At 63.4% G+C, this 22,693-nt stretch carries 23 protein-coding genes; 21 read left to right on the top strand and 2 right to left on the bottom strand.

Features of this window, described 5'->3' with window-relative positions:
* The first annotated feature begins 7 nt into the window (after positions 1-7).
* The 21 genes from nuoN (at position 8) to ureG (ending at position 19,828) form a co-directional block, all read left to right on the top strand.
* Positions 8-1,483 carry an NADH-quinone oxidoreductase subunit NuoN gene (gene nuoN, locus R2669_RS07215; RefSeq protein WP_147217695.1) on the top strand — a complete coding sequence of 492 codons (1,476 nt, stop codon included), beginning with the start codon at positions 8-10 and terminating at the stop codon, positions 1,481-1,483.
* A 13-nt stretch (positions 1,484-1,496) separates the two neighbouring features.
* Positions 1,497-1,811: a DUF2818 family protein gene (locus tag R2669_RS07210; protein WP_316873301.1), complete on the top strand. Its 315-nt coding sequence runs from the start codon at positions 1,497-1,499 to the stop codon at positions 1,809-1,811.
* A gap of 44 nt (positions 1,812-1,855) precedes the next feature.
* Positions 1,856-2,467, top strand: coding sequence for an NUDIX domain-containing protein (locus R2669_RS07205; RefSeq protein WP_147217699.1), 612 nt, complete (start codon positions 1,856-1,858; stop codon positions 2,465-2,467).
* Between the two features lie 137 nt (positions 2,468-2,604).
* Entirely contained in the window at positions 2,605-3,066 is a 462-nt protein-coding gene (locus R2669_RS07200) for a DUF1178 family protein (RefSeq protein WP_316889522.1), read from the top strand.
* Positions 3,067-3,150: 84 nt separating this feature from the next.
* Complete coding sequence (locus R2669_RS07195) at positions 3,151-4,347, top strand: acyl-CoA dehydrogenase family protein (RefSeq protein WP_102066401.1); 1,197 nt, start codon at positions 3,151-3,153, stop codon at positions 4,345-4,347.
* Positions 4,348-4,382: 35 nt separating this feature from the next.
* Positions 4,383-5,513: an acyl-CoA dehydrogenase family protein gene (locus R2669_RS07190; protein ID WP_147217703.1), complete on the top strand. Its 1,131-nt coding sequence runs from the start codon at positions 4,383-4,385 to the stop codon at positions 5,511-5,513.
* 56 nt (positions 5,514-5,569) lie between these two features.
* Positions 5,570-6,055: a MaoC family dehydratase gene (locus R2669_RS07185; RefSeq protein WP_316899416.1), complete on the top strand. Its 486-nt coding sequence runs from the start codon at positions 5,570-5,572 to the stop codon at positions 6,053-6,055.
* Positions 6,056-6,092: 37 nt separating this feature from the next.
* Positions 6,093-6,572 carry a MaoC family dehydratase gene (locus R2669_RS07180; RefSeq protein ID WP_092969588.1) on the top strand — a complete coding sequence of 160 codons (480 nt, stop codon included), beginning with the start codon at positions 6,093-6,095 and terminating at the stop codon, positions 6,570-6,572.
* Between the two features lie 265 nt (positions 6,573-6,837).
* A complete protein-coding gene (urtA, locus tag R2669_RS07175; RefSeq protein WP_027681046.1) occupies positions 6,838-8,094 on the top strand; it encodes an urea ABC transporter substrate-binding protein in 1,257 nt (418 codons plus the stop codon).
* A gap of 99 nt (positions 8,095-8,193) precedes the next feature.
* Positions 8,194-9,825 carry an urea ABC transporter permease subunit UrtB gene (gene urtB / locus R2669_RS07170; protein ID WP_316899414.1) on the top strand — a complete coding sequence of 544 codons (1,632 nt, stop codon included), beginning with the start codon at positions 8,194-8,196 and terminating at the stop codon, positions 9,823-9,825.
* Position 9,826: 1 nt separating this feature from the next.
* Complete coding sequence (urtC, locus tag R2669_RS07165) at positions 9,827-10,996, top strand: urea ABC transporter permease subunit UrtC (protein WP_316899412.1); 1,170 nt, start codon at positions 9,827-9,829, stop codon at positions 10,994-10,996.
* A complete protein-coding gene (urtD, locus tag R2669_RS07160) occupies positions 10,993-11,844 on the top strand; it encodes an urea ABC transporter ATP-binding protein UrtD (protein ID WP_316899410.1) in 852 nt (283 codons plus the stop codon). Before urtC ends, urtD begins: the two co-directional genes overlap by 4 nt.
* A 141-nt stretch (positions 11,845-11,985) precedes the next feature.
* A complete protein-coding gene (gene urtE / locus R2669_RS07155) occupies positions 11,986-12,678 on the top strand; it encodes an urea ABC transporter ATP-binding subunit UrtE (RefSeq protein ID WP_316899408.1) in 693 nt (230 codons plus the stop codon).
* A gap of 143 nt (positions 12,679-12,821) precedes the next feature.
* Complete coding sequence (locus R2669_RS07150; protein WP_316899407.1) at positions 12,822-13,709, top strand: urease accessory protein UreD; 888 nt, start codon at positions 12,822-12,824, stop codon at positions 13,707-13,709.
* A 90-nt stretch (positions 13,710-13,799) separates the two neighbouring features.
* The gene (locus R2669_RS07145) at positions 13,800-14,102 is read left to right on the top strand and encodes an urease subunit gamma (protein ID WP_004630759.1); all 303 of its coding nucleotides are present in this window, start codon (positions 13,800-13,802) and stop codon (positions 14,100-14,102) included.
* Between the two features lie 55 nt (positions 14,103-14,157).
* Positions 14,158-14,775 (top strand): HupE/UreJ family protein, encoded by a 618-nt coding sequence (locus R2669_RS07140; RefSeq protein WP_316899405.1) that lies wholly within the window; start codon positions 14,158-14,160, stop codon positions 14,773-14,775.
* Positions 14,776-14,786: 11 nt separating this feature from the next.
* Positions 14,787-15,092 (top strand): urease subunit beta, encoded by a 306-nt coding sequence (locus tag R2669_RS07135; protein ID WP_063391398.1) that lies wholly within the window; start codon positions 14,787-14,789, stop codon positions 15,090-15,092.
* 13 nt (positions 15,093-15,105) lie between these two features.
* Positions 15,106-16,824 carry an urease subunit alpha gene (gene ureC / locus R2669_RS07130; RefSeq protein ID WP_316899404.1) on the top strand — a complete coding sequence of 573 codons (1,719 nt, stop codon included), beginning with the start codon at positions 15,106-15,108 and terminating at the stop codon, positions 16,822-16,824.
* A 1,036-nt stretch (positions 16,825-17,860) separates the two neighbouring features.
* Positions 17,861-18,511 (top strand): urease accessory protein UreE, encoded by a 651-nt coding sequence (gene ureE, locus R2669_RS07125; protein ID WP_316899402.1) that lies wholly within the window; start codon positions 17,861-17,863, stop codon positions 18,509-18,511.
* Positions 18,504-19,193 (top strand): urease accessory protein UreF, encoded by a 690-nt coding sequence (locus R2669_RS07120; protein WP_316899970.1) that lies wholly within the window; start codon positions 18,504-18,506, stop codon positions 19,191-19,193. The genes ureE and R2669_RS07120 overlap by 8 nt, the downstream gene beginning before the upstream one ends.
* Before the next feature lie 11 nt (positions 19,194-19,204).
* Positions 19,205-19,828: an urease accessory protein UreG gene (gene ureG, locus R2669_RS07115; protein WP_063391395.1), complete on the top strand. Its 624-nt coding sequence runs from the start codon at positions 19,205-19,207 to the stop codon at positions 19,826-19,828.
* A 706-nt stretch (positions 19,829-20,534) separates the two neighbouring features.
* Here the strand turns inward: ureG and R2669_RS07110 are convergent.
* Together R2669_RS07110 and R2669_RS07105 are read right to left on the bottom strand one after the other, a co-directional pair.
* Positions 20,535-21,227 carry a glutathione binding-like protein gene (locus R2669_RS07110; RefSeq protein ID WP_316899400.1) on the bottom strand — a complete coding sequence of 231 codons (693 nt, stop codon included), beginning with the start codon at positions 21,225-21,227 and terminating at the stop codon, positions 20,535-20,537.
* Between the two features lie 167 nt (positions 21,228-21,394).
* Complete coding sequence (locus R2669_RS07105; RefSeq protein WP_253537615.1) at positions 21,395-22,654, bottom strand: acyl-CoA dehydrogenase family protein; 1,260 nt, start codon at positions 22,652-22,654, stop codon at positions 21,395-21,397.
* Positions 22,655-22,693 lie beyond the last annotated feature (39 nt).

Raw genomic sequence — 22,693 nt, 5'->3', positions numbered from 1 at the left:
AGAAACTATGCAATCGTCCTCCTCTATTGCGGCTTTTGCCCCAATCGTTTTTCTCGCGCTGGGCATTGGTGCCGTCAACTGGATTGACTTGGCACGTGGCCAGAAACGAAGCAGCGTGGCGTATCCGGTTTCGTTGGTGATTACGCTGGTGCTGGCGGTGTGGTTCGCGTTGAACGCCGCGAACGGTGAGACGCACTACGTCTTCGGCAACATGGCCGTGATCGATCCGATGGCCAACGTGCTGGCGTCGTTCTGTGCGCTGACGCTGTTTGCCACGCTGGTGTACACGCGCCGCTATCTCGCCGACCGCGACATGTATGCGGGTGAGTTCTACATGTTCGCCCTGTTTACACTGGGCGGTCAGGTGGTGATGATCACCGGCAACAACTTCCTCGTGCTCTATCTGGGCCTGGAACTGCTGTCGCTGGCGTCGTACACGCTGGTAGCGCTGCGTCGCCGTTCGAACGTGTCGTCCGAATCGGCCATGAAGTACTTCATCCTCGGCGCACTGGCATCGGGCCTGCTGCTGTACGGCATGTCGATGCTGTACGGCGCGACCGGCTCGCTGGAACTGGGCAAGGTGTTTGACGCCATCAAGAACGGTGAGATCAACAAGACGATCCTCGTGTTCGGCGTGGTGTTCATCGTCGCCGGGCTGGGCTTCAAGCTCGGTGTGGCACCGTTCCACATGTGGGTCCCCGACGTGTACCAAGGCTCGCCCACGGCGGTGACACTGTTGATTGCCGGCGCACCGAAGGTGGCTGCATTCGCGATGACGCTGCGTATCTTGGTGGAGGGCCTGCTGCCGCTGGCGTTCGACTGGCAGAACATGTTGATCGTGCTGGCCGTCGTGTCGCTGGCCATCGGCAATATCACGGGCGTTGTGCAGACTAACTTCAAGCGACTGCTGGGCTATTCGACGGTCTCCCACATGGGCTTCCTGCTGCTGGGTCTGGTATCGGGCGTCAGCTCTGGCAAGCCGGATTTGACGGCCCAGGCCTACAGCGCGTCGATGTTCTATGCCATTACCTACGTGCTGACCGCACTGGGCGCGTTCGGCATCATCCTGCTGCTGTCGCGTAAGGGCTACGAGGCAGAGGACATTGCCGACCTGAAAGGCTTGTCGAAAAAGAGCCCGTGGTTTGCGCTGCTGATGCTGTTCATCATGATGTCGCTGGCGGGCCTGCCGCCGACGGTCGGCTTCTACGCCAAGCTGTCGGTCCTGGGCGCAGTGGTCGATGCGGGCATGTCGTGGCTGGCCGTTGTGGCGGTGCTGTTCTCGCTCGTGGGCGCGTTCTACTACCTGCGTGTCATCAAGGTCATGTACTTCGACGTGCCGGCTGACGAAGGCCCTGTGGAAGCCACCTTCGGCCTGCGCTCGCTGCTGTCGATCAATGGCTTGCTGGTGTTGTTGCTCGGTATCTTCCCGGCCGGGCTGATGGCCGTGTGCTATCAGGCGATCCGCCTGACGCTGGCTTCGTAACACGGCGAGCGTCATGAGCACGTCGACGGGCGGCCTGTTTGTCATCGTGTTGGCACTGATCTGTGCCAACCTGCCGTTCGTCAATCAACGCGTGTTGGCACTGGTGCCGGTACGCTGGCCGCGCAAGCCGTTCTGGCTGCGCGGCACCGAGCTGATTGCCATGTATGTTGTGGTGGGCGTGGTCGGCTTCGGTATCGAATCAAGCCAGGGCAATGCCTTCCCGCAAGGCTGGCAGTTTTACGCGATCACCGCTTGCCTGATGCTGGTGTTCGCGTTTCCGGGCTTTACGTGGCAATACCTGGTTCGCCATCCTCGCGATTCCCGTTAAATCCCGCCGGGCAGGTTCCCGCTGTCTCGGCATGAGAGAGCGCCATGTCCGATCACACTCCATCGAACGCTACCCCTGATACGGCCCAGGACCCGGATGCCGGTCTGCGCGAGACGCAGGTGGCATCTGCGTTGATGCATCAAGGCAAGTTTCTCACGCTCAAGCAAGATATCGTCCGTCTGCCGGACGGCCGCAACGCCAGCCGCGAATACCTCGTTCACCCCGGCGCGGTGATGATGATTCCCCTGTTCGACGACGGCACGGTGCTCATGGAGCGCCAGTTCCGATACCCAGTCGGGCAAGTGATGATTGAATTCCCAGCCGGCAAGCTTGACCCGGAGGAAGGCGCCCTGGCATGCGGCAAGCGCGAATTGCGCGAGGAAACTGGCTACACGGCCGAGCGCTGGGACTACCTCACACGCATCCACCCGGTCATTTCGTATTCCACCGAATTCATCGACATTTATCTTGCCCGGGATTTGAAGCAAGGCGAGGCGATGCTCGATGAAGGCGAATTTCTCGAGACTTTTGTCACGTCGGCTGGCCAGCTCATCGATTGGGTGCGCGATGGCAAAATTTCAGACGTGAAGACCATCATCGGCACGTTCTGGCTCGAGAAGATTCTGTCCGGCGTGTGGACGCCAGGTGGCGCATGAGCCGCTTGTAATCATCGCTGGATTACTCTGGTTTCTTATTGTCGCTACCATAGCGAACGATCGTGCAAAAAAATTAGCACGACCGTTCACAAATTTTCGAATCGGGGATACACTCGTCCCCATGCGCTGGACCGATCATGAAAGTGCTGGACCTCCGCTGTGCCAATGACCATCGCTTCGAAGGCTGGTTCGGCTCCGATGCCGATCTGCAATCGCAGCAAGAGCGCGGGCTATTGACGTGCCCAGTTTGCGGTCACAACGAGGTTGAGCGCTTGCCGAGTGCGCCGCGCCTGAATCTGTCGTCGTCTCGTACGGAGACCGCCCACAAGAGCGGCGCCGGCAAGGCGGCCGAAGGCGAGGGCAGTGCGCCCGCAACCCTGCAACAGCTTTACCTGAAAGCCGTCCGCCATGTCCTTGCCAATACCGAGGACGTCGGTGAGCGGTTTGCAGAAGAGGCGCGCCGCATGCACTACAACGAGGCGCCGGAGCGGGGCATTCGCGGGACGACATCTCGGGAGGAAGCGCAGGAACTGGCCGAGGAAGGCATCGACGTGATGCCGCTGCTGGTGCCCGACGCGCTCAAGCAGCCCGTGCACTAGCCGCCCCGATTCAGGTCCGCGCCGGTCCGACAGAACGTTCTCCGCCGATTTGCCACGGTGGGGAGCCAACCACAGGAGACAGGCATGGATCTGAATTACTCGGCGGCCGACGACGCGTTCCGCCAGGAAGTCCGCGGCTGGCTGGAAGCCAATCTGCCCAAGGACATCCAGGACAAGGTGTTGAACCACCGCCGCCTGAGCCGCGACGATTTCGTCCGCTGGCACAAGGCGCTCGCAGCGAAGGGCTGGTCGGTACCGCACTGGCCGGTCGAGTGGGGCGGCACCGGCTGGTCGCCCATCCAAAAACACATCTGGGACGAAGAGTGCGCGCAGGTCGGCGCGCCTGGCGTGCTGCCGTTCGGCGTCAGCATGGTCGCGCCCGTGATCATGAAGTACGGCAATGAAGCGCAGAAGCGCTACTTCCTGCCGCGCATCGTTGATTGCACCGACTGGTGGTGCCAGGGCTATTCGGAGCCGGGTTCCGGGTCCGATCTGGCCTCCGTGAAGACACGCGCCGTGCGCGAAGGCGATCACTACATCGTCAACGGCCAGAAGACGTGGACGACGCTCGGCCAACACGCCGACATGATCTTCTGCCTCGTCCGCACCGACCCCGATGCGAAGAAGCAAGAAGGCATCTCGTTCCTGCTGATCGACATGAAGACGCCGGGCATTACCGTGCGCCCGATCATCATGCTGGACGAAGAGCACGAGGTGAACGAGGTCTTCTTCGACAACGTCAAGGTGCCCGTCCAGAACCTGATCGGGGATGAGAACCGCGGGTGGACGTACGCCAAATACCTGCTCGGCCACGAGCGCACCGGCATTGCACGTGTGGGCAATTCCAAGCGCGAACTGGCGTTCCTCAAGCGCGTTGCCAAGCAACACCAGAAGAACGGCAAGCCGCTGCTGCAGGACCCGGTATTCGGTGCCAAGGTGGCGTCGCTGGAGATCGAACTGCTGGCGCTGGAGATGACGGTGCTGCGCGTGGTGTCGAGCGAGAACGCAGGAAAGGGCCCGGGGCCCGAGGCGTCGCTGCTCAAGATCAAGGGCACGCAGATCCAGCAGATGCTGACCGAGCTGATGGTCGAGGCCGTAGGGCCATACGCCCAGCCGTTCGACCCGAGCTACCTTGAAGGCGAGACCTCGCAGGCCGCGACGGGCGACAACGATGCCGCGCCGCTTGCGCCGTACTACTTCAACTATCGCAAGACCTCGATCTACGGCGGGTCGAACGAAATCCAGCGCAACATCATCTCGCAGATGATCCTTGGCGTCTGAGCAGAACGGCGACAGAACACATAGCGGAGACAAACATGGATTTCTCGTTCACCGACGAACAGAAGCAACTGGCCGATGCGGTGCGCCGCTTCATCGAGAAGGACTACAGCTTTGAGGCGCGCAACAAGGTCGTGTATTCGCCGGAAGGTGTGTCGCAGGGTCATTGGGATGCACTGGCCGAACTGGGCCTGACCGCGCTGCCGGTGCCTGAAGCACAAGGCGGTTTTGATGGCCGCGCGATGGACCTGCTGGTGGTGATGCAGGAACTGGGCCGCGGCCTGGTGGTGGAGCCGTATCAGGCCACCGTGCTGGGCGCCCAGGCCCTGAAGCTTGCGGGCGGTCAGGAAGCGCTGCTGGAAGAAGTCGCTGGCGGCGCCGTGAAGCTGGCCATTGCATTCGGCGAGCGCCAATCGCGTTACGAGCTGTTCAACGTCACCACGCGCGCTACGCAGCAGGGCGCCGGTTGGACGCTCACCGGCGAGAAGGCGGTGGTGGTGCATGGCGCGCAGGCGGACAAGCTGATCGTCTCGGCGCGCACGGGCGGCGAAGCGCGCGATACATCGGGCCTGTCGCTCTTCGTGGTTGATCGCGATGCCGCTGGCGTGACGGTCAAGGACTACCGCACGATCGACAACCTGCACGCTGCGGACATCCGCTTCGACAACGCCTCGGCAACGGTGCTGGGCAAGGCCGGCGAAGCGTGGGAGACCATCGACGCCGTCGCCGATCTTGGCTGCGTGCTGTTGTGCGCTGAAGCGATCGGTCTGATCGATGCGCTGAACGCCGCAACGCTGGAGTACACCAAGACCCGCCAGCAATTTGGCGTGCCCATCGCGCGCTTCCAGGCGCTGCAACACCGCATGGTCGACATGTTTATCCATGGCGAGCAGGCGCGTTCGATCACGTATCTGGCGGCTGCGCACTTTGAAGATGGCGATGTCGAGGCGCGCCGCCGCTATGTGTCGGCGGCCAAGGCACGTGTCGGCCAGGCTGCGCGTGATGTTGGCCAGGAAGCGGTGCAGTTGCACGGCGGCATGGGCGTGACGAACGAACTGCCAGCCGCACACATGTTCAAGCGGCTGACGATGATCAACACGACGCTGGGTGACGTGGATCATCACCTGGCACGCTTCGCATCGCTGCCCGGCTTCCAGCAGGCGGCGTAACGGCAAACCTGAACGCCCCGCATTCGTGCGGGGCGTTGTCATTTGGAGGAGACGACATGGCGGAAAACGAAAACGCAGCAGCGACACGATCGTACGAGTTCTACTTCGACGATTTCGAGGTCGGCCGCACGCTGCAGATGGGTACCTACACCGTCACCGAAGAAGAGATCCTGAGCTTCGCGCGGCAGTACGATCCGCAGCCGTTCCACATCGATGCAGAGGCCGCCAAGCACAGCATCTACGGCGGCATTATTTCGAGCGGCTGGATGACCTGTTCGATCATGATGCGGCTGATGGTGACCGGCTTCCTGGGCAAGGCAGCCAGCATGGGTTCACCGGGCGTGGATGAAATCCGCTGGATGAAGCCGGTGTATCCGGGCGACACGCTGTCGGTGTCGAGCACGTGCATGGAGGTGCGTCCCTCGCAGTCGAAGCCGGACCGCGGTGTGGCGGTCAACCGCTGGGAAGCGCGCAACCAGCGCGGCGAACTCGTCTGCACGGTCACGGGCATGGGCTTGTTTGGCCGACGCCCGAAGGCTTGATGACACCTCATCGCATCACAACAAGGAGACAACCCAGATGCGCATCATCGAATCGCTCGACGAGCTGAAAGGTTTGATCGGTCAGGAAGTTGCCGTGAGTGACTGGACCGAGATCACGCAGCAGCAGGTGAACCTCTTTGCCGAGGCCACGGGCGATCACCAGTGGATTCACGTGGATGTGGAGCGCGCCAAGCGTGAGTCGCCGTTTGGCGCACCCGTGGCGCACGGTTTTCTGACGCTGTCGCTGCTGCCGATGCTGATGGCCAATGCGATCGAGATGTCCGACGTGAAGATGGGCGTGAACTACGGCCTGAACAAGGTTCGCTTTACGGCGCCGGTGCCGGTCGGCAGCCGCGTGCGCGCGCGCGTGAAGCTGGTCGAAATGGAAGCGCTGCCGCCGCTGCCCAACGCACCCGCATTGACCGGCGCACAGATGACCTGGGCCGTGACCATCGAGCGAGAGGGGCAGGAGCGCCCCGTGTGCGTGGCCGAATCGATTTCGCGCCGCTATTCCTGAGTCCCGTTCTTCGCAAGGCTCCGAGGCCGGCGCAATGCCGGCCTTTCTTTTTGCATCGGTTTGCCCTTGCGCTCCGCTTGTTTTGTGCTTGTCTTCTTGCGCCCCAAGCAGGCGCATTCCGATGAGCAAATGCGCTGACTTGGCGCCGTTTTGGCACCGTTTTGGCGCGAATTTCCCTTCGAATGAGCCAAATGCGATGGCACGGTAGTTGCACTTTTGGGCCCCGGGGAGTCGTTCTCGCCACCAATAAACCCAAGGAGCCGCAATGAAACGTCGTGAGCTGTTGAAGCTGTCTGCCGTCGCCGCCGCAACGCTGTTGTCCGTGTCGAGCCTCGCGTTTGCTCAGGCAAAAGAACCGATCAAGGTCGGCGTCCTGCATTCGCTGTCGGGCACGATGGCCATCTCCGAGACGTCGCTGAAAGACGTTGCGCTGATGACGATCGACGAGATCAACAAGAGTGGTGGCGTGCTGGGCCGCAAGCTGGAGCCGGTGGTGGTGGATCCGGCATCGAACTGGCCGCTGTTTGCCGAGAAGGCGCGCGGGCTGCTGACGCAGGACAAGGTGGCTGTGACGTTCGGCTGCTGGACGTCGGTGTCGCGCAAGTCGGTGCTGCCGGTCTATGAAGAGCTGAACGGCCTGCTGTTCTACCCGGTGCAGTACGAAGGCGAAGAGATGTCGAAGAACGTCTTCTACACCGGCGCGGCGCCCAACCAGCAGGCCATTCCGGCCGTGGAATACCTGATGAGCAAGGAAGGCGGCGGTGCCAAGCGCTTCTTCCTGCTCGGTACCGATTACGTCTATCCGCGCACGACCAACAAGATCCTGCGCGCCTTCCTGCACAGCAAGGGCGTGAAGGACAGCGACATCGAAGAGGTCTACACCCCGTTCGGCCACTCCGACTATCAGACCATCGTTGCCAACATCAAGAAGTTCTCGCAGGGCGGCAAGACCGCCGTGGTGTCGACCATCAACGGCGACTCCAACGTGCCGTTCTACAAGGAACTCGGCAACGCCGGCCTGAAGGCCAAGGACGTGCCGGTGGTGGCCTTCTCGGTGGGTGAAGAAGAACTGCGCGGTATCGACACCAAGCCGCTGGTGGGCCACCTGGCGGCATGGAACTACTTCATGTCGGTCAAGAACCCGGTCAACGACGACTTCAAGAAGAAGTGGGCTGCATGGGTCAAGGCCAACAACCTGCCCGGCGGCGACAAGCGCGTCACCAACGACCCGATGGAAGCCACCTACGTCGGCATCATGATGTGGAAGCAGGCCGTCGAGAAGGCCGGCTCCACCGACGTGGACAAGGTCCGCAAGGCGATGTACGGCCAGCAGTTCAAGGCACCGTCGGGCTTCACGCTGGTGATGAACAACAACCATCACCTGAGCAAGCCCGTGATGATTGGCGAGGTGCGCGGCGACGGCCAGTTCAACGTCGTGTGGAAGACGCCGACGGTGATCCGCGCCAAGCCGTGGAGCCCGTACATCCCGGGCAACGAGGGCAAGCCTGACGAAGTGAAGTAATCAGGCGGACCGGCGGCGCATGCAGCGCGGCCGGTCCTTTGAACGACGCTGCACGACGTGGCGGACGGCCCAACACCGGCCGCCACGCATCGGATTGCCATGATGCGCTTGTCCCGCTGGTTGTTTCATTCCCTTGCTGCACTGCTGTGCGCTTTCTGTCTGGCTGCGACGCCCCAAGGTTCTGCGTGGGCTGCCGGACAACCCCTGACCCAGGCCGATCTCAAGCCGCTGGCCGAAGACGACTTCGATGCCAAGGTCAAGGCGCTCAACGCGCTGACCGCTGCGCCCGCCGAACAAGCCGGGCCGATCCTGCAAGCCTTGCAGAATGACGCGCTGTTCTTCGCGCCCGCCGCCGGCATGGTGCGTCAGGACGGCGAGAAGTATCTGGACGCGATCACTGGCCAACCCGTCACCGTCAAGGCCGACGATCTGCAATCCCTCACACTGAACAATGCTCTGCGTGCGCAAGTGGACAGCGCGGCGAGCGGCTTCGTGCTGCAATCGCCCGATCGTGCCGTGCGCGCACAGGCCGTCGATACGCTGCTTGCGCATCCCGAGACGGCGTCGCGCCCCATTGTCGACGCCGCACGCAAGCATGAGACCGATCCGGAGCTGCGCAGCAAGCTGCACCTGCTGTGGGCCAATCTGGCGCTCGATGACGGCACGCATGCCGAGAAGCTCGAAGCGCTGAAGCTGCTTGCGGGCGACACCAACCCGCAGACGCGCCAGCGCATCGCCCCGTTGCTTGCCAAGGACAGCGGCGCCGACGATGAACTGCGCGCCGCGGCCCAACAGGCGCTCGACGGCCTCGCCGCGCAGCAACGCAAGGCCGAGCTGGTGGGCAACCTGTTTGCCGGGCTGAGCCTCGGTTCGGTGCTGCTGCTGGCGGCGCTTGGGCTGGCCATCACCTACGGGCTCATCGGCGTCATCAACATGGCGCACGGTGAATTCCTGATGATCGGTGCGTACGCCACCTACGTGGTGCAGACGATTTTCCGCAACTACTTTCCGAACGCGTTCGACTGGTATCTGCCCGCGGCGCTGCCTGCTGCGTTCCTGGCGGCGGCCGTCGTCGGCTTTGCGCTGGAGCGGCTGGTGCTGCGTCACCTGTATGGCCGTCCGCTCGAAACGCTGCTCGCCACGTTCGGGATCAGCCTGCTGCTGATGCAGGCCGTGCGCTCGATCTTTGGTGCGCAGAACGTGGAGGTGGCGAACCCGAGCTGGATGAGCGGCGGCATTGCGCTGTATCCGGGCCTCGTACTGCCTTACAACCGGCTCGTCATCCTGCTGTTTGCGCTGGCTGTGGTGGCGATTGCGTGGGCGGTGCTCAACCGCACACGCCTGGGCCTGTTCGTGCGGGCCACCACGCAGAACCGCACGATGGCGGCCTGCGTCGGCGTGCGCACGTGGAAGGTCGACAGCTACGCGTTTGCATTCGGCGCCGGTATTGCCGGCCTGGGCGGCTGCGCACTCTCGCAGATCGGCAACGTCGGGCCGGACCTCGGCCAGAGCTACATCATCGATTCGTTCATGGCCGTGGTGCTGGGCGGGGTGGGGCAGCTGGCCGGCACGATCATCGGTGCGTTCGGGCTGGGCCTTATCAACAAATTCATCGAGCCGTTCTACGGCGCGGTGCTGGCAAAGATCATCGTGCTGGTGCTGATCGTGCTGTTCATCCAGAAGCGTCCGCAGGGCCTGTTCGCCCTCAAGGGCCGCAGCGCCGAGGCCTGATATGACGACGACCAAGTTCTCTCTCGATATTCCGGCGCGCATGCCGCTGCTGTCACGGCGCGGGTGGTCTGCGCTGGTGCTCGTGTCGCTCATCGTGTGCATTGGCGCGCCGGTGTGCGCGCTGCTCGTGCCGGAGGGCAGCCCGCTGCATCTGTCGGCGTATGCGCTCACGCTCATCGGCAAGATCATGTGCTACGCGCTCGCGGCGCTGGCGCTCGATCTGGTGTGGGGCTATTGCGGCATCCTGAGCCTCGGGCACGGGCTGTTCTTCGCGCTCGGCGGCTATGGCATGGGCATGTACCTGATGCGCTCCATCGGCCGCGAAGGCGTGTACAAGAGCGATCTGCCGGACTTCATGGTCTTCCTCGACTGGAAGGAGCTGCCGTGGTTCTGGCACGGCACCGAGCATTTCGCCTGGGCCATGCTGCTGGTGATTCTGGTGCCTGGCGTGCTGGCGTGGCTGTTCGGTTTCTTTGCCTTCCGCTCGCGCGTCAAAGGCGTCTACCTGTCGATCATCACGCAGGCGATGACGTATGCGGCCATGCTGCTGTTCTTCCGTAACGAGACGGGCTTTGGCGGCAACAACGGCTTTACGGATTTCAAACGCATCCTGGGCTTCCCGATCTCGGCGCTGGCGACGCGCACCGTGCTGTTTGTAGCGACGTTCGTGGCGCTCGTGCTGGCGTTCATCGCCTGCCGCGCCATCGTCACGTCCAAGTTCGGCCGCGTGGTCACCGCCATTCGCGATGCCGAAGCGCGCGTGATGTTCTCCGGCTACAACCCGCTCGGCTACAAGCTGTTCGTGTGGACGTTTTCGGCCGTGCTGTGCGGCATCGCGGGCGCGCTCTACGTGCCGCAGGTCGGCATCATCAACCCGGGCGAGATGTCGCCGGGCAACTCCATCGAGATGGCCGTGTGGGTCGCCGTGGGCGGGCGCGGCACGTTGATCGGCCCGATCATCGGCGCGTTCCTCGTCAACGGCGCCAAGACGTTGCTCACCGCATGGGTGCCGGAGTACTGGCTGTTCGTGCTCGGCGCGATCTTCGTGCTGGTCACGCTGTATCTGCCGAACGGCGTGCTGGGGCTGCTGGGCAAGCTGCGCATGAAAAAGCGCGCGCCTGCGCAAGCCAAGGCGCATGAAACTGCGACCGTCACCGGAGACCACGCATGAGCACGTTCACCGAACTTCCCGACCGCGCAGAGACGGGCACCGCCACCGGCATGGGCCACCTGGTCGAGCCGGACACCATCGACGTCTCGCATGGCGCCATCCTGTATCTCGAAGACGTGACCGTGCGCTTCGGCGGCTTTCGTGCGCTGAACGCGCTCACGCTGTCGATCGACCACGGCGAGCTGCGCTGCATCATCGGCCCCAACGGCGCGGGCAAGACCACGATGATGGACGTGATTACCGGCAAGACGGGGCCGCGCAATGCTGATGTGACCGGCCGTGTCTTCCTCGGTCAGACCATTGACCTGCTGCGCCTGACCGAACCGCGCATCGCGCAGATCGGCATCGGCCGCAAGTTCCAGAAGCCGACCGTGTTCGAGCAGCACACCGTGTGGGAAAACCTGGAACTGGCGATGAAGGCCGACAAGCGCTGGTGGGTCTCGCTGCGCGCGCGGCTGCTGAACGACGGCCGGCGGCGCATCGAAGAAACGCTCGGCCGCATCCACCTGGAAGCGGAGGCCTATCGGCCCGCCGGACTGCTCTCGCACGGGCAGAAGCAGCGGCTGGAGATCGGCATGCTGCTGATGCAGCAGCCGCAGCTGCTGCTGCTGGATGAGCCTGTTGCCGGCATGACGGATGAAGAGACGATGCAGCTCGCAACGTTGCTCAACGGCCTGCGCGGCACGTGCTCGATCATGGTCGTCGAGCACGACATGGAATTTGTCGCCGCGCTGGCAGGGGCGGAAGGGCGCGTGACCGTGCTGGCCGAAGGCAGCGTCCTGGCCGAAGGCACCCTCGACGCCGTCAAGCGTGATGAGCGAGTGATCGAATCCTATCTGGGGCGTTAGAAGGCTCCGCAAAACTACTGCGCGTCCCGATCTTGCCCCTGTGATGCTCGCCGTACCCGTGTACGGCTGCGCTTCTCGGGCCAACATCGGACCGCTCGCTACGTTTTTCAGAGCCTTCTCGAGGCAAAAGGAAAGAACGCGATGTTGCAGGTCCAACAACTGAACCAGTTCTACGGCGGCAGCCACATCCTGCGCAACGTCAGCTTTGACGTCCCGACGGGCAAGCTGACCACGCTGCTTGGCCGTAACGGCGTTGGCAAGACGACGCTGCTCAAATGCCTGATGGGCGTGGTGCCCACCGCCAGCGGCGCGATCGATTGGGAGGGGCGCACCATCCAGAAGCTGCCTGCATACGAGCGTGTCTCGCAGGGCCTCGCTTATGTGCCGCAGGGGCGCGAGATCTTTCCGCGGCTGACGGTGGAAGAGAACCTGCTGATTGGTGCGGCCGCCAAGCGCGCGCCTTCCAAGGTGCCCGATTCCATCTACGAGCTGTTTCCGGTGCTCAAGGAGATGAGGGGCCGTCGCGGCGGCGATCTGTCCGGCGGCCAGCAGCAGCAACTTGCCATCGGCCGCGCGCTGATGAGCGAGCCGCGCCTGCTGATCCTGGACGAGCCGACCGAAGGCATCCAGCCGTCGATCATCCAGGAGATCGGCCGCACGCTGCGGCGCCTTGTCGATGAGTTCGGCATGTCGGTGCTGCTGGTCGAGCAGTACTACGACTTTGCCCGCAGCATTGCCGACCGCTACGTCGTCATGAGCCGCGGCGAGGTCATCGCCCAGGGCGACGGCGCGAACATGGAGGCCGATGGCGTGCGCGATCTGGTGGCGGTTTGACGCACAGGAGTCGTGTGAAAAAGTCGGGTGCCAAATGGGCGGCATCTGGCTATGATGGAAAACCTTTCCGTTTGCTTAGGGCGGGGCCCGGCATGAAGCGCGCAGCCGCGTTTCATGGGGCAACCCTCCCGTTTGCATGACCGATGCGCCATCCCGACTTTCCTGTTCCGCCGCAGGCCACCGCATTTGCATCCTGGGAGGCCTCGCTGCACCTGGCGTTTGCACGGCGCGGTGAGCGCACTGTGCTGGCCACGTGCCGGCATCAGGGGCCGCTGCGGGTGCAGAAGGCGCTGTATCCGGAAGGCGAGGGCGTCTGCCATGCCGTCATGCTGCATCCACCCGCAGGCATTGCCGGCGGCGATGTGCTCGATATCGACATCGAAGTCGGTGCCGACGCGCATGCTGTGCTGACCACGCCCGGCGCCACCAAGTGGTACAAGTCGCTCGGCCGCACGGCCACGCAGCGCGTTGCCATCCGGGCGGAGGCGGGGGCGCGGCTCGACTGGCTGCCGCAAGAGAACATCGTTTTCAACCAGGCGTGCCCGATCATCGACCTGACGCTGGACCTGGCGCCCGGCGCTACCGCCATCGGCTGGGACACCACCATGCTCGGCCGCCACGCCGCCGGCGAATCCTGGGCCGAAGGCCGCATCGCCATGCGCACCGCCTTGCGTTGCAACGGTCAGCCGCTGTGGATCGAGTCTGCCGCGTTCGACGCGCAATCGCCCGTGCTGAATGCGACGACGGGCATGGCCGGCTTCCATGTCGTCGGCACGCTGTGGGCCGTGGGCGAGGGCGCCACCGAAGCCCTTGCCGAATCGATGGCCGAGCGCCTGCCGTACAACGACGACCTGCGCGCGGGCGTCACGTGCCTCACGCAAGATGCGCCCGGCCTGCCAAACGTTTTGTTGCTGCGCGTGCTCGCACGCCGGCCCGAAGATGTGCGCGCGTTGCTGTCACAGACGTGGCTGGCGCTGCGCGAACCGATGCATGGCGTGGTAGGCCGTCCGCTGCGCCTCTGGTCTACATGACTGCGACATGACGGCCACATGATGGCGACCTGACCTCGCATCGCCCGATCTGAACTCAACTGAATTGACCCTCACCGAAGAGAGCCCCTCGTGGAACTGACCCCGCGCGAAAAAGACAAGCTGCTGATCTTCACCGCCGCCTTGCTGGCCGAGCGCCGCAAGGGCCGCGGCCTCAAGCTCAACTACCCGGAAGCCGTCGCCTTCATCAGCGCCGCCATCATGGAAGGCGCACGCGACGGCAAGACGGTGGCCGACCTGATGCACTACGGCACCACGCTTCTCACCCGCAATGACGTGATGGACGGCGTGGCCGAGATGATTCCCGACATCCAGGTCGAAGCCACGTTTCCGGACGGCACCAAGCTTGTCACCGTCCACCACCCGATCGTTTGAATTTTGAATTTTCAAGTTTGAAGTCCGCACGCCACTCACCACTACGAGTCCTGCCATGACGCCTACCCTGTCTCGCTTCGTCCGGCCCGCAGCGGCCATTGCGCTTACGTTCGGCGCCTCCATCGCGTTTGCCCACCCTGGGCACCCGGACCACACCGCCGAGGGCAGCCTGCTCGCCGGGTTCCTGCATCCGCTCACGGGCGCAGACCACCTGCTGGCGATGGTGGCCGTGGGCGTGTGGAGTGCACTGGCCTCGCGCTCGGTGCGCGATGCGCTGTGGGCGCCCGTCGCCTTTGTCGCGTTGATGATCCTGGGCGCGCTGCTCGGCGCAGGCGGTGTGGCGGTGCCGATGGCCGAGCCGATGATTGCCGCATCGCTGCTGGTATTCGGCCTGCTGATTGCCGCACGCGCGCAATTGCCGACGTGGGGCGGTGCACTGCTGTGCGGCGCGTTCGCGCTGTTCCACGGCTATGCGCACGGCACGGAATTCCCCGCAGGGGCGCAGGCCATGTTCCCGTATTTCGTCGGCGGCTTTGCCGTGGCGACGGCGCTGCTGCACACCGCCGGCATCGGCGCGGGCTTTGCGCTGAAGCCGCGTGTGGCATGGCTGGCGCGTCTGTCGGGTGTGGGCGTGGCGCTGTACGGTGCCGGCCTGCTGGCGGCGGCTGTCTGACGGGGCGCGACATGATCCCCGGAGAACTCCTGCCGCAAGACGGCGATCTCGAACTCAACGCAGGCCGTGCCACGTTGACGGTCACGGTGGCCAACACCGGTGATCGCCCCGTGCAGATCGGCTCGCACTACCACTTCTATGAAGTGAATGACGCGCTGCGCTTTGACCGCGAAGCCGCGCGCGGCTATCGGCTGAACATCGCCGCCGGCACCGCCGTGCGCTTCGAGCCGGGGCAGGAGCGCACGGTCGAACTCGTGGCGCTGGCCGGTGACCGCGTGGTCTACGGCTTTGCCGGCCGCGTGATGGGCAAGCTTTGAGCGAGACACGGACATGACATTGAAGATCAATCGCCGCGCGTATGCGGAAATGTTCGGCCCCACCACGGGCGACCGCGTCCGTCTGGCTGACACCGACCTCATCGTCGAAGTCGAACGCGACTTCACCCTCTACGGCGAGGAAGTGAAATTCGGCGGCGGCAAGGTCATCCGCGACGGCATGGGCCAGAGCCAGCGCGAGTCGAAAGATTGTGCCGACACGGTCATCACCAACGCGCTGATCATCGACCACTGGGGCATCGTCAAGGCTGACATTGGCCTGAAGCACGGCCGCATCTCGGCGATCGGCAAGGCGGGCAATCCGGACATCCAGCCCGGCGTGACGATCGTCATCGGCCCCGGCACGGAGATCATCGCGGGCGAGGGCATGATCGTCACAGCCGGCGGCGTCGACTCGCACATCCACTTCATCTGCCCGCAGCAGATCGACGAAGCGCTGAACAGCGGCGTGACGACGATGATCGGCGGCGGCACCGGCCCCGCCACCGGCACCTACGCCACCACTTGCACGCCGGGACCGTGGTACATGCAGCGCATGCTGCAGGCCGCTGATGCGTATCCGATGAACATCGGCTTCCTGGGCAAGGGCAACGGCAGCCTGCCGGGCGCGCTGCGCGAGCAGATCGACGCGGGCGCCATCGGCCTGAAGCTGCACGAAGACTGGGGCTCCACACCCGCCGCCATTGATTGCTGCCTTGGCGTGGCCGACGACACCGACACGCAGGTCGCCATCCACACCGATACGTTGAACGAATCGGGCTTTGTCGAAGCCACGGTCGCCGCATTCAAGGGCCGCACGATCCACACGTATCACACCGAAGGCGCGGGCGGTGGGCACGCGCCCGACATCATCCGCGTGTGCGGTGAATCGAACGTGCTGCCGTCGTCGACCAACCCGACGCGGCCCTTCACCGTCAACACGCTGGACGAGCACCTCGACATGCTGATGGTGTGCCATCACCTCGATGCGTCCATCGCCGAAGACATCGCTTTTGCCGAAAGCCGCATCCGCCGCGAGACGATTGCCGCTGAAGACATCCTGCATGACCTGGGCGCGTTCTCGATGATCTCCAGCGATTCGCAAGCCATGGGCCGCGTCGGCGAAGTCGTGTTGCGTACGTGGCAGACCGCACACAAGATGAAGGTGCAGCGCGGCAAGCTGGCCGGCGACCCGAACGATGCGCGCGGCGGGCATGACAACTTCCGCGTGAAGCGCTATGTGGCGAAGTACACGATCAACCCCGCGCTCACGCACGGCATCGCACATGAAGTCGGTTCGGTTGAAGCCGGCAAATGGGCAGACCTCGTGCTGTGGAAGCCGGCGTTCTTTGGCGTGAAACCGAGCCTGATCCTGAAGGGCGGGATGATCGCCTCTGCGGCGATGGGCGATGCGAATGCGTCGATCCCGACGCCGCAACCGGTGCACTATCGGCCAATGTTTGGGTCGGCGGGTGGGGCGCTGGGGCGCACTTCATTGACGTTCCTGTCGCAGTCCGCTGCTGCTGCCGGCGTGGCGGAGCAGTATGGGTTGGCCAAGACCACGGCGGTGGTCAAGGGTACGCGCACTGTGAGCAAGGCGGACATGATTCATAACGACTGGCGGCCGGATATTTCTGTTGATCCGGAGACGTATCAGGTGGTGGCGGATGGGACGGTGTTGACTTGTGAGCCGGCGGAGGTGTTGCCGATGGCGCAGAGGTATTTCCTGTTTTAGGTTTCGGCTTGGGATGGGCTTTTGTGGTTCATCCCTGTTTCGTACCCTGCCGGGCACGACCTACTTTTCTTTGTCTTGCCAAAGAAAAGTAGGCAAAAGAAAGGCGCGCCCGAGATGGCGACCCCTTCCTTGAATTTCTGTAACCGGGCGGGGAAGGAGGCAAACTCGCTGCGCTCAGACAGGCCTCCTTCCTTTATCCGCCCGCTTACAGAAATTCAAGGCGCCATCTAGGGCAGGAACGTCAACGGCCACACCGGCGGGGAACTGGGGTGAGCGCCGGGACTCGATGAGTGCGAGTGCGAGTGCGAGTGCGAGTGCGAGTGCGAGTGCGAGTGCGAGTGCGAGTGCGAGTGCGAGTGCGAGTGCGAGTGCGAGTGCAAGAGCCAGCGCGTGCGACGGTTCTGAACGTACACGACGGAGTAGTGCACGGGCAGAAGATTGTGTGCTTTACCCCTGCCCTAGATGGCGCCTTGAATTTTCGTAAGCGGGCGGAAACAAGACGGGAAACTGTCTGAGCGAAGCGAGTTTTTCCCGTCTCCGCCCGGTTACGAAAATTCAAGGGATGGTTCGCCATCTCGGGCGCGCCTTTCTTTGCTTACTTTCTTTGGCAAGACAAAGAAAGTGAGTCGCCCCCGGCAGGGGGTGAAACAAGGGATGCGCTGCCGCACCGAGATCAAAACTCCACGCTTGAAGATCAGAACTCAGCGTTTGGAGATCAGAACTCGACACGTGAAGTTCCGAACCCGACGCGTGGGGTCTCTGAACTCAACGCTTGAAGTTCCGAACCCGACGCGTGGGGTCTCTGAACTCAACGCTTGGAGTTCAGAACTCGACGCTTGAGGTTCCGAACTCAACGTTTGAGGTTCCGAACTCAACGTTTGAGGTTCCGAACCGGACATTTGGGGTTCAGAACTCCATGCTCGGGGTTCCGAACCCGGTGCTTGCAGTTCAGAACTCGATGCTTGGAGTTCAGAACTCAGCGCGTGGAGTTCAGAACTTCGAGCTTCATAGTTGGATGACGAATCAGGTCGTAAAAATGCTTTCCATCAACAAACACCTCTCCGCGCCACATGGCCTGGCCTCCGTGCTGGTCAAGCGCGCGCCCAAGCTGGTGCTGCCATTCCTGGAGCGCAGCCGCAGCCGCCTGCGCGCCACCCTCGACGATGGCCGTGAAGTGGCCGTCGTGCTGCCGCGCGGCACCGTCATGCGCGGCGGCGATGTGCTGGTCGCTGAAGACGGCACGCTGGTGGAAGTGCAGGCCGCCCCGGAACAGGTCCTGCGCGTGAGCAGCGACAACCGTCTCGCACTGATGCGCGCTGCCTACCACCTCGGCAATCGCCACACGCCCGTGCAGGTCAGCGCCGATGCGCTGCAGCTCGAGGCCGATCCCGTGCTTGAAGACATGCTGGTCCGCCTCGGCGTGACCGTCGCGCATGTGGAAGCGCCGTTCGAGCCCGAGGCGGGCGCCTATGGCGGCGGCCATCGTCACGGCCACGATGCGACGTTCGAGGAGGACTACGCGGCCGCGCAGGCGCTGTACCACGAGCATCACGGGCGCGATCATGGCCACAGTCACGCGCATGACCACGGCCACGAGCATGGTCACGCGCACGGTCATGATCACGACCACGGCCACGGCCATGTGCATGGCCCCGGCTGCGGCCATCACCATCATCACCATGACTAACGCGGCGCAGCTCACCGCCTTGCTGCATCTCGCGTCCCCGGCGCTGCCGGTGGGCGCTTTCAGCTATTCGCAGGGCCTGGAGGCGGCGGTGGACGTGCGGCACGTGACCGATGAAGCGTCGGCTGCGGCGTGGATTGCCGAGGGGCTCGACGTGCTGGCCGCCTGCGAGGCGCCGTTGTGGCTGCTGCAGTTTGCCGACTGGCAGGCCGACCGCTTCGATGCCGTGGCCGAGCGCGATGCCTGGTTCCTTGCCACCCGCGAGACACGCGAGCTGCGGCTCGAAACGTCGCAGATGGGCTGGTCGCTCAGTCGACTCATCCAGCAGATGGAATGGGGCGATGACGCACTGCGCAGCGCATTGGCCGCGCGCGCTTCAGTGACGTTTCCGACCGCCTTTGCCGCCGCCGCTGCCGCACTGAATGTTGACCCGCGCGACGGCGTGACGGCGTACTGCTTTGCCTGGGTGGAAAACCAGATGGCGGCGGCAGTGAAGGCCGTGCCGCTCGGGCAGGCTGCAGGGCAACGGATTCTCTTTGGCCTGCACGCAGCGGTGGGGCGTGCGGTGGAAGAGGCTACGAGGCGTGCGGCTTGTCATCCGCCTGAACTGTCTACGTTTTCGCCCGGGCTGGGCGTGTTGTCTGCCCGGCATGAAACGCAATACTCACGACTCTTTCGATCCTGAACCTGATCAACATGCGAACCAAGAAACTTCCTGCCCTGCGCGTTGGCGTGGGCGGCCCGGTGGGCTCCGGCAAGACCACGCTGCTCGAAATGCTCTGCAAGGCCATGCGCGAGCGCTACGACCTCGTGGCGATCACCAACGACATCTATACGAAGGAAGATCAGCGCCTGCTGACCATCTCCGGCGCGCTGCCCGCTGAACGCATCATGGGCGTCGAGACCGGCGGCTGCCCGCACACGGCCATCCGTGAAGATGCGTCGATCAACCTCGAAGCGGTGGATCGCATGCTTTCCAAGTTTCCGGATGCGGACGTCGTCTTCATTGAGTCGGGCGGGGACAACCTCGCGGCGACGTTCAGCCCCGAGCTGTCGGACTTGACCATCTATGTGATCGACGTGGCGGGCGGCGAGAAAATCCCGCGCAAGGGCGGCCCGGGCATCACCAAGTCGGACCTGCTCATCATCAACAAGACGGACCTGGCGCCGTATGTCGGGGCGTCGCTGGAGGTGATGGAGAGCGACACGCGCAAGATGCGCGGCGATCGGCCGTTCGTGATGTGCAATCTGCGGGCGCAGGGTGGGTTGGATGAGGTGATTCGGTTTATTGAGAGGCAGGGGATGTTGGTGGGGGGCTAGGGTATTTTGGTTTGGTTATTGCGGTTGTTCTCCTGCGGGGGCGGGCTCTTGTGGTGCATCTCTATTTCACCCCCTGCCGGGGGCGACTCACTTTCTTTGTCTTGCCAAAGAAAGTAAGCAAAGAAAGGCGCGCCCGATGCGGCGAAAGACTCCTTGAATTTATGTCGCAAGGAGGGAGGGGAGGCAAACTCGCTGCGCTCAGACAGGCCTCCCCTCTTTTTCCTCCTTGCAACAGAAATTCAAGGCGCCGCATAGGGCAGGGAAAGGCCAAACCATCGATCACCCGTGCAGCAGGAGCCACCAACACAACGCGAAGCAAAGCGAGCAACACCAGCAGTAAAACAGTGCCACCCAGGCCAGCACACCGTCGGTTTGGCCGTTGACGTTCCTGCCCTAGATGGCGCCTTGAATTTCTGTAAGCGGGCGGATAAAGGAAGGAGGCCTGTTTGAGCGAAGCGAGTTTGCCTCCTTCCCCGCCCGGTTACAGAAATTCAAGGAGTCTTTCGCCATCTCGGGCGCGCCTTTCTTTGCTTACTTTCTTTGGCAAGACAAAGAAAGTGAGTCGCCCCCGGCAGGGGGAGAAATAGAGATGCACCACAAGAGCCGGCCTCGCAGAGGACAAAACAAAAGCCCACCCCCAACCCGACCACAAAAACAAAAAAGGCCGCCAAACAAGGCAGCCCCTCCAGCAAAGGAAAACGCCGAATCAACGCCGCTGATACTGCGTAGCCCCAAACAAAATCTCCTTCGCCTTGTCGTCCTGCACCGCAGGCCGTTCCTGGGCCAGCACCTTCACCGCGCGCTGCACGGCCGGGCGTTCTTCAATGGCCTCAAACCACCGCTGCAGCTTCGGGTAATCCGACAGCTCGATCCCCTGGTTCTTCCAGCTCCGCAGCCACGGCCACGTCGCAATATCGGCGATGGAATACTCCGGCCCGCCCAAGTATTTGGATTCCGACAAGCGCTTGTCGATCACGCCATACAGCCGCTTGGCTTCGTTCGTATACCGATTGACCGCGTACTCGATCTTCTCGGGCGCGTAGATGCGGAAGTGGTGTGCCTGGCCGAGCATCGGGCCGACGCCGCCCATCTGGAACATCAGCCACTGCAGCACTTCGTATTTGCCCCGCACATCGTCGGGCAGGAACTTGCCCGTCTTGCCCGCGAGGTACAGCAGGATCGCGCCCGATTCGAACAGCGAGATCGGTTTGCCGTCCGGGCCATCCTGATCGACGATCGCCGGGATCTTGTTGTTGGGGCTGATCTTGAGGAAGTCGGGTTTGAACTGGTCGCCGGCGCCGATGTTGATGCCGTGAACGCGGTAAGGCAGCCCGCATTCCTCCAGCATGATGTGCACTTTGTGGCCGTTGGGCGTGGCCCAGCTATAGACGTCGATCATCGAGTGGCTCCTTGGCTTCTGGCCGGGAAGAGAAGTGCAGGCCACCAGCAGCCTGCAAAGTGTTCCATTCCAGCACAGAACCGAAAAACGCGCAGACGCCGGGCAGAGGCAAAAAAATCCCCGCTCAAGGCGGGGTTAAGGAGTGAACGGTACGGCCGCGCCGCAGATCAGGAGCCGCGGGTGACCGGCATGTCGACAACATCCTTCAGGTGCAGATGCTTGGCCAGTTCCAGTTTGGCGATGGCCGCGCGATGCACTTCGTCCGGGCCGTCGGCCAGGCGCAGCGTGCGTTGGTGCGCGTAAGCCGACGCCAGCGGGAAGTCGCCCGACACGCCGCCGCCGCCGTGTGCCTGGATCGCCCAGTCGACGATCTGGCAGGCGATGTTCGGGGCCACAACCTTGATCATCGCGATCTCGGCCTTGGCGACCTTGTTGCCGACGGTGTCCATCATGTACGCGGCCTTGAGCGTCAGCAGGCGGGCCTGTTCGATCATGCAGCGGGCTTCGGCAATGCGCTCGTGCCAGACGCTGTGCTGCGCGATGGCCTTGCCGAACGCGATGCGCGAACTCAAGCGCTTGCACATCAGCTCCAGCGCACGCTCGGCCACGCCGATGCTGCGCATGCAGTGGTGGATGCGGCCCGGGCCGAGGCGGCCCTGCGCGATCTCGAAACCGCGGCCTTCACCCAGCAGGATGTTGCCCACCGGCACGCGCACGTCTTTGAGATCGACTTCCATGTGGCCGTGCGGCGCATCGTCGTAACCGAACACGCTCAGCGGGCGCATGACGGTGATGCCCGGCGCGTTGGCCGGCACCACGATCATCGATTGCTGCTCGTGGCGGCCGGCATCGGGGTTGGTCTTGCCCATGACGATGTAGACGGCGCAACGCGGGTCGCCGGCGCCCGACGACCACCACTTGCGGCCGTTGATGACGTACTCGTCGCCTTGGCGCTCGATGCGGCATTCGATGTTGGTGGCGTCCGACGAGGCCACGGCCGGCTCGGTCATCAGGAAGGCGGAGCGGATCTCGCCGCGCAGCAGCGGCTCCAGCCAGCGGTCTTTCAGTTCTTCGGACGCGTAGCGCTCCAGCGTTTCCATGTTGCCGGTGTCGGGCGCGGAGCAGTTGAACACTTCCGGCGCCCAGGGCACGCGGCCCATGATTTCGCACAGCGGTGCGTATTCGAGGTTCGACAGCCCTTCGGGCGCGCGCGGCGAACGCGGCAGGAACAGGTTCCACAGCCCGGCCTTGCGCGCCAGCGGCTTCAGCTCTTCGATGACCTTGGTGGGAATCCACGCGTTGCCGGCACGGCGGTTGGCTTCGACTTCTTCGTGGAAGCGGTGCTCGTTCGGGTAGATGTGCTGGTCAAAGAATTCAAGCAGGCGTGCCTGCATTTCCTTGACCTTGGGCGTGTAATCGAAATTCATGGTGTCTCCTCAGTACATCGAACAAGCGCCTCGAACGGG

This window comes from Ralstonia edaphi (assembly GCF_958350185.1).
Lineage (GTDB): Bacteria > Pseudomonadota > Gammaproteobacteria > Burkholderiales > Burkholderiaceae > Ralstonia > Ralstonia edaphi.
The sequence above is the reverse complement of the archived record's forward strand: the minus strand, read 5'-3'. Positions and strand labels throughout refer to the sequence as shown.

What these genes read in the sequence shown, in the direction of transcription:
- nuoN (WP_147217695.1), top strand. Translation starts at nt 8, where the DNA reads ATGCAATCGTCCTCCTCTATTGCGGCTTTTGCCCCAATCGTTTTTCTC.
- R2669_RS07210 (WP_316873301.1), top strand. Translation starts at nt 1,497, where the DNA reads ATGAGCACGTCGACGGGCGGCCTGTTTGTCATCGTGTTGGCACTGATC.
- R2669_RS07205 (WP_147217699.1), top strand. Translation starts at nt 1,856, where the DNA reads ATGTCCGATCACACTCCATCGAACGCTACCCCTGATACGGCCCAGGAC.
- R2669_RS07200 (WP_316889522.1), top strand. Translation starts at nt 2,605, where the DNA reads ATGAAAGTGCTGGACCTCCGCTGTGCCAATGACCATCGCTTCGAAGGC.
- R2669_RS07195 (WP_102066401.1), top strand. Translation starts at nt 3,151, where the DNA reads ATGGATCTGAATTACTCGGCGGCCGACGACGCGTTCCGCCAGGAAGTC.
- R2669_RS07190 (WP_147217703.1), top strand. Translation starts at nt 4,383, where the DNA reads ATGGATTTCTCGTTCACCGACGAACAGAAGCAACTGGCCGATGCGGTG.
- R2669_RS07185 (WP_316899416.1), top strand. Translation starts at nt 5,570, where the DNA reads ATGGCGGAAAACGAAAACGCAGCAGCGACACGATCGTACGAGTTCTAC.
- R2669_RS07180 (WP_092969588.1), top strand. Translation starts at nt 6,093, where the DNA reads ATGCGCATCATCGAATCGCTCGACGAGCTGAAAGGTTTGATCGGTCAG.
- urtA (WP_027681046.1), top strand. Translation starts at nt 6,838, where the DNA reads ATGAAACGTCGTGAGCTGTTGAAGCTGTCTGCCGTCGCCGCCGCAACG.
- urtB (WP_316899414.1), top strand. Translation starts at nt 8,194, where the DNA reads ATGATGCGCTTGTCCCGCTGGTTGTTTCATTCCCTTGCTGCACTGCTG.
- urtC (WP_316899412.1), top strand. Translation starts at nt 9,827, where the DNA reads ATGACGACGACCAAGTTCTCTCTCGATATTCCGGCGCGCATGCCGCTG.
- urtD (WP_316899410.1), top strand. Translation starts at nt 10,993, where the DNA reads ATGAGCACGTTCACCGAACTTCCCGACCGCGCAGAGACGGGCACCGCC.
- urtE (WP_316899408.1), top strand. Translation starts at nt 11,986, where the DNA reads ATGTTGCAGGTCCAACAACTGAACCAGTTCTACGGCGGCAGCCACATC.
- R2669_RS07150 (WP_316899407.1), top strand. Translation starts at nt 12,822, where the DNA reads ATGCGCCATCCCGACTTTCCTGTTCCGCCGCAGGCCACCGCATTTGCA.
- R2669_RS07140 (WP_316899405.1), top strand. Translation starts at nt 14,158, where the DNA reads ATGACGCCTACCCTGTCTCGCTTCGTCCGGCCCGCAGCGGCCATTGCG.
- R2669_RS07135 (WP_063391398.1), top strand. Translation starts at nt 14,787, where the DNA reads ATGATCCCCGGAGAACTCCTGCCGCAAGACGGCGATCTCGAACTCAAC.
- ureC (WP_316899404.1), top strand. Translation starts at nt 15,106, where the DNA reads ATGACATTGAAGATCAATCGCCGCGCGTATGCGGAAATGTTCGGCCCC.
- ureE (WP_316899402.1), top strand. Translation starts at nt 17,861, where the DNA reads ATGCTTTCCATCAACAAACACCTCTCCGCGCCACATGGCCTGGCCTCC.
- R2669_RS07120 (WP_316899970.1), top strand. Translation starts at nt 18,504, where the DNA reads ATGACTAACGCGGCGCAGCTCACCGCCTTGCTGCATCTCGCGTCCCCG.
- ureG (WP_063391395.1), top strand. Translation starts at nt 19,205, where the DNA reads ATGCGAACCAAGAAACTTCCTGCCCTGCGCGTTGGCGTGGGCGGCCCG.
- R2669_RS07110 (WP_316899400.1), bottom strand. Translation starts at nt 21,227, where the DNA reads ATGATCGACGTCTATAGCTGGGCCACGCCCAACGGCCACAAAGTGCAC.
- R2669_RS07105 (WP_253537615.1), bottom strand. Translation starts at nt 22,654, where the DNA reads ATGAATTTCGATTACACGCCCAAGGTCAAGGAAATGCAGGCACGCCTG.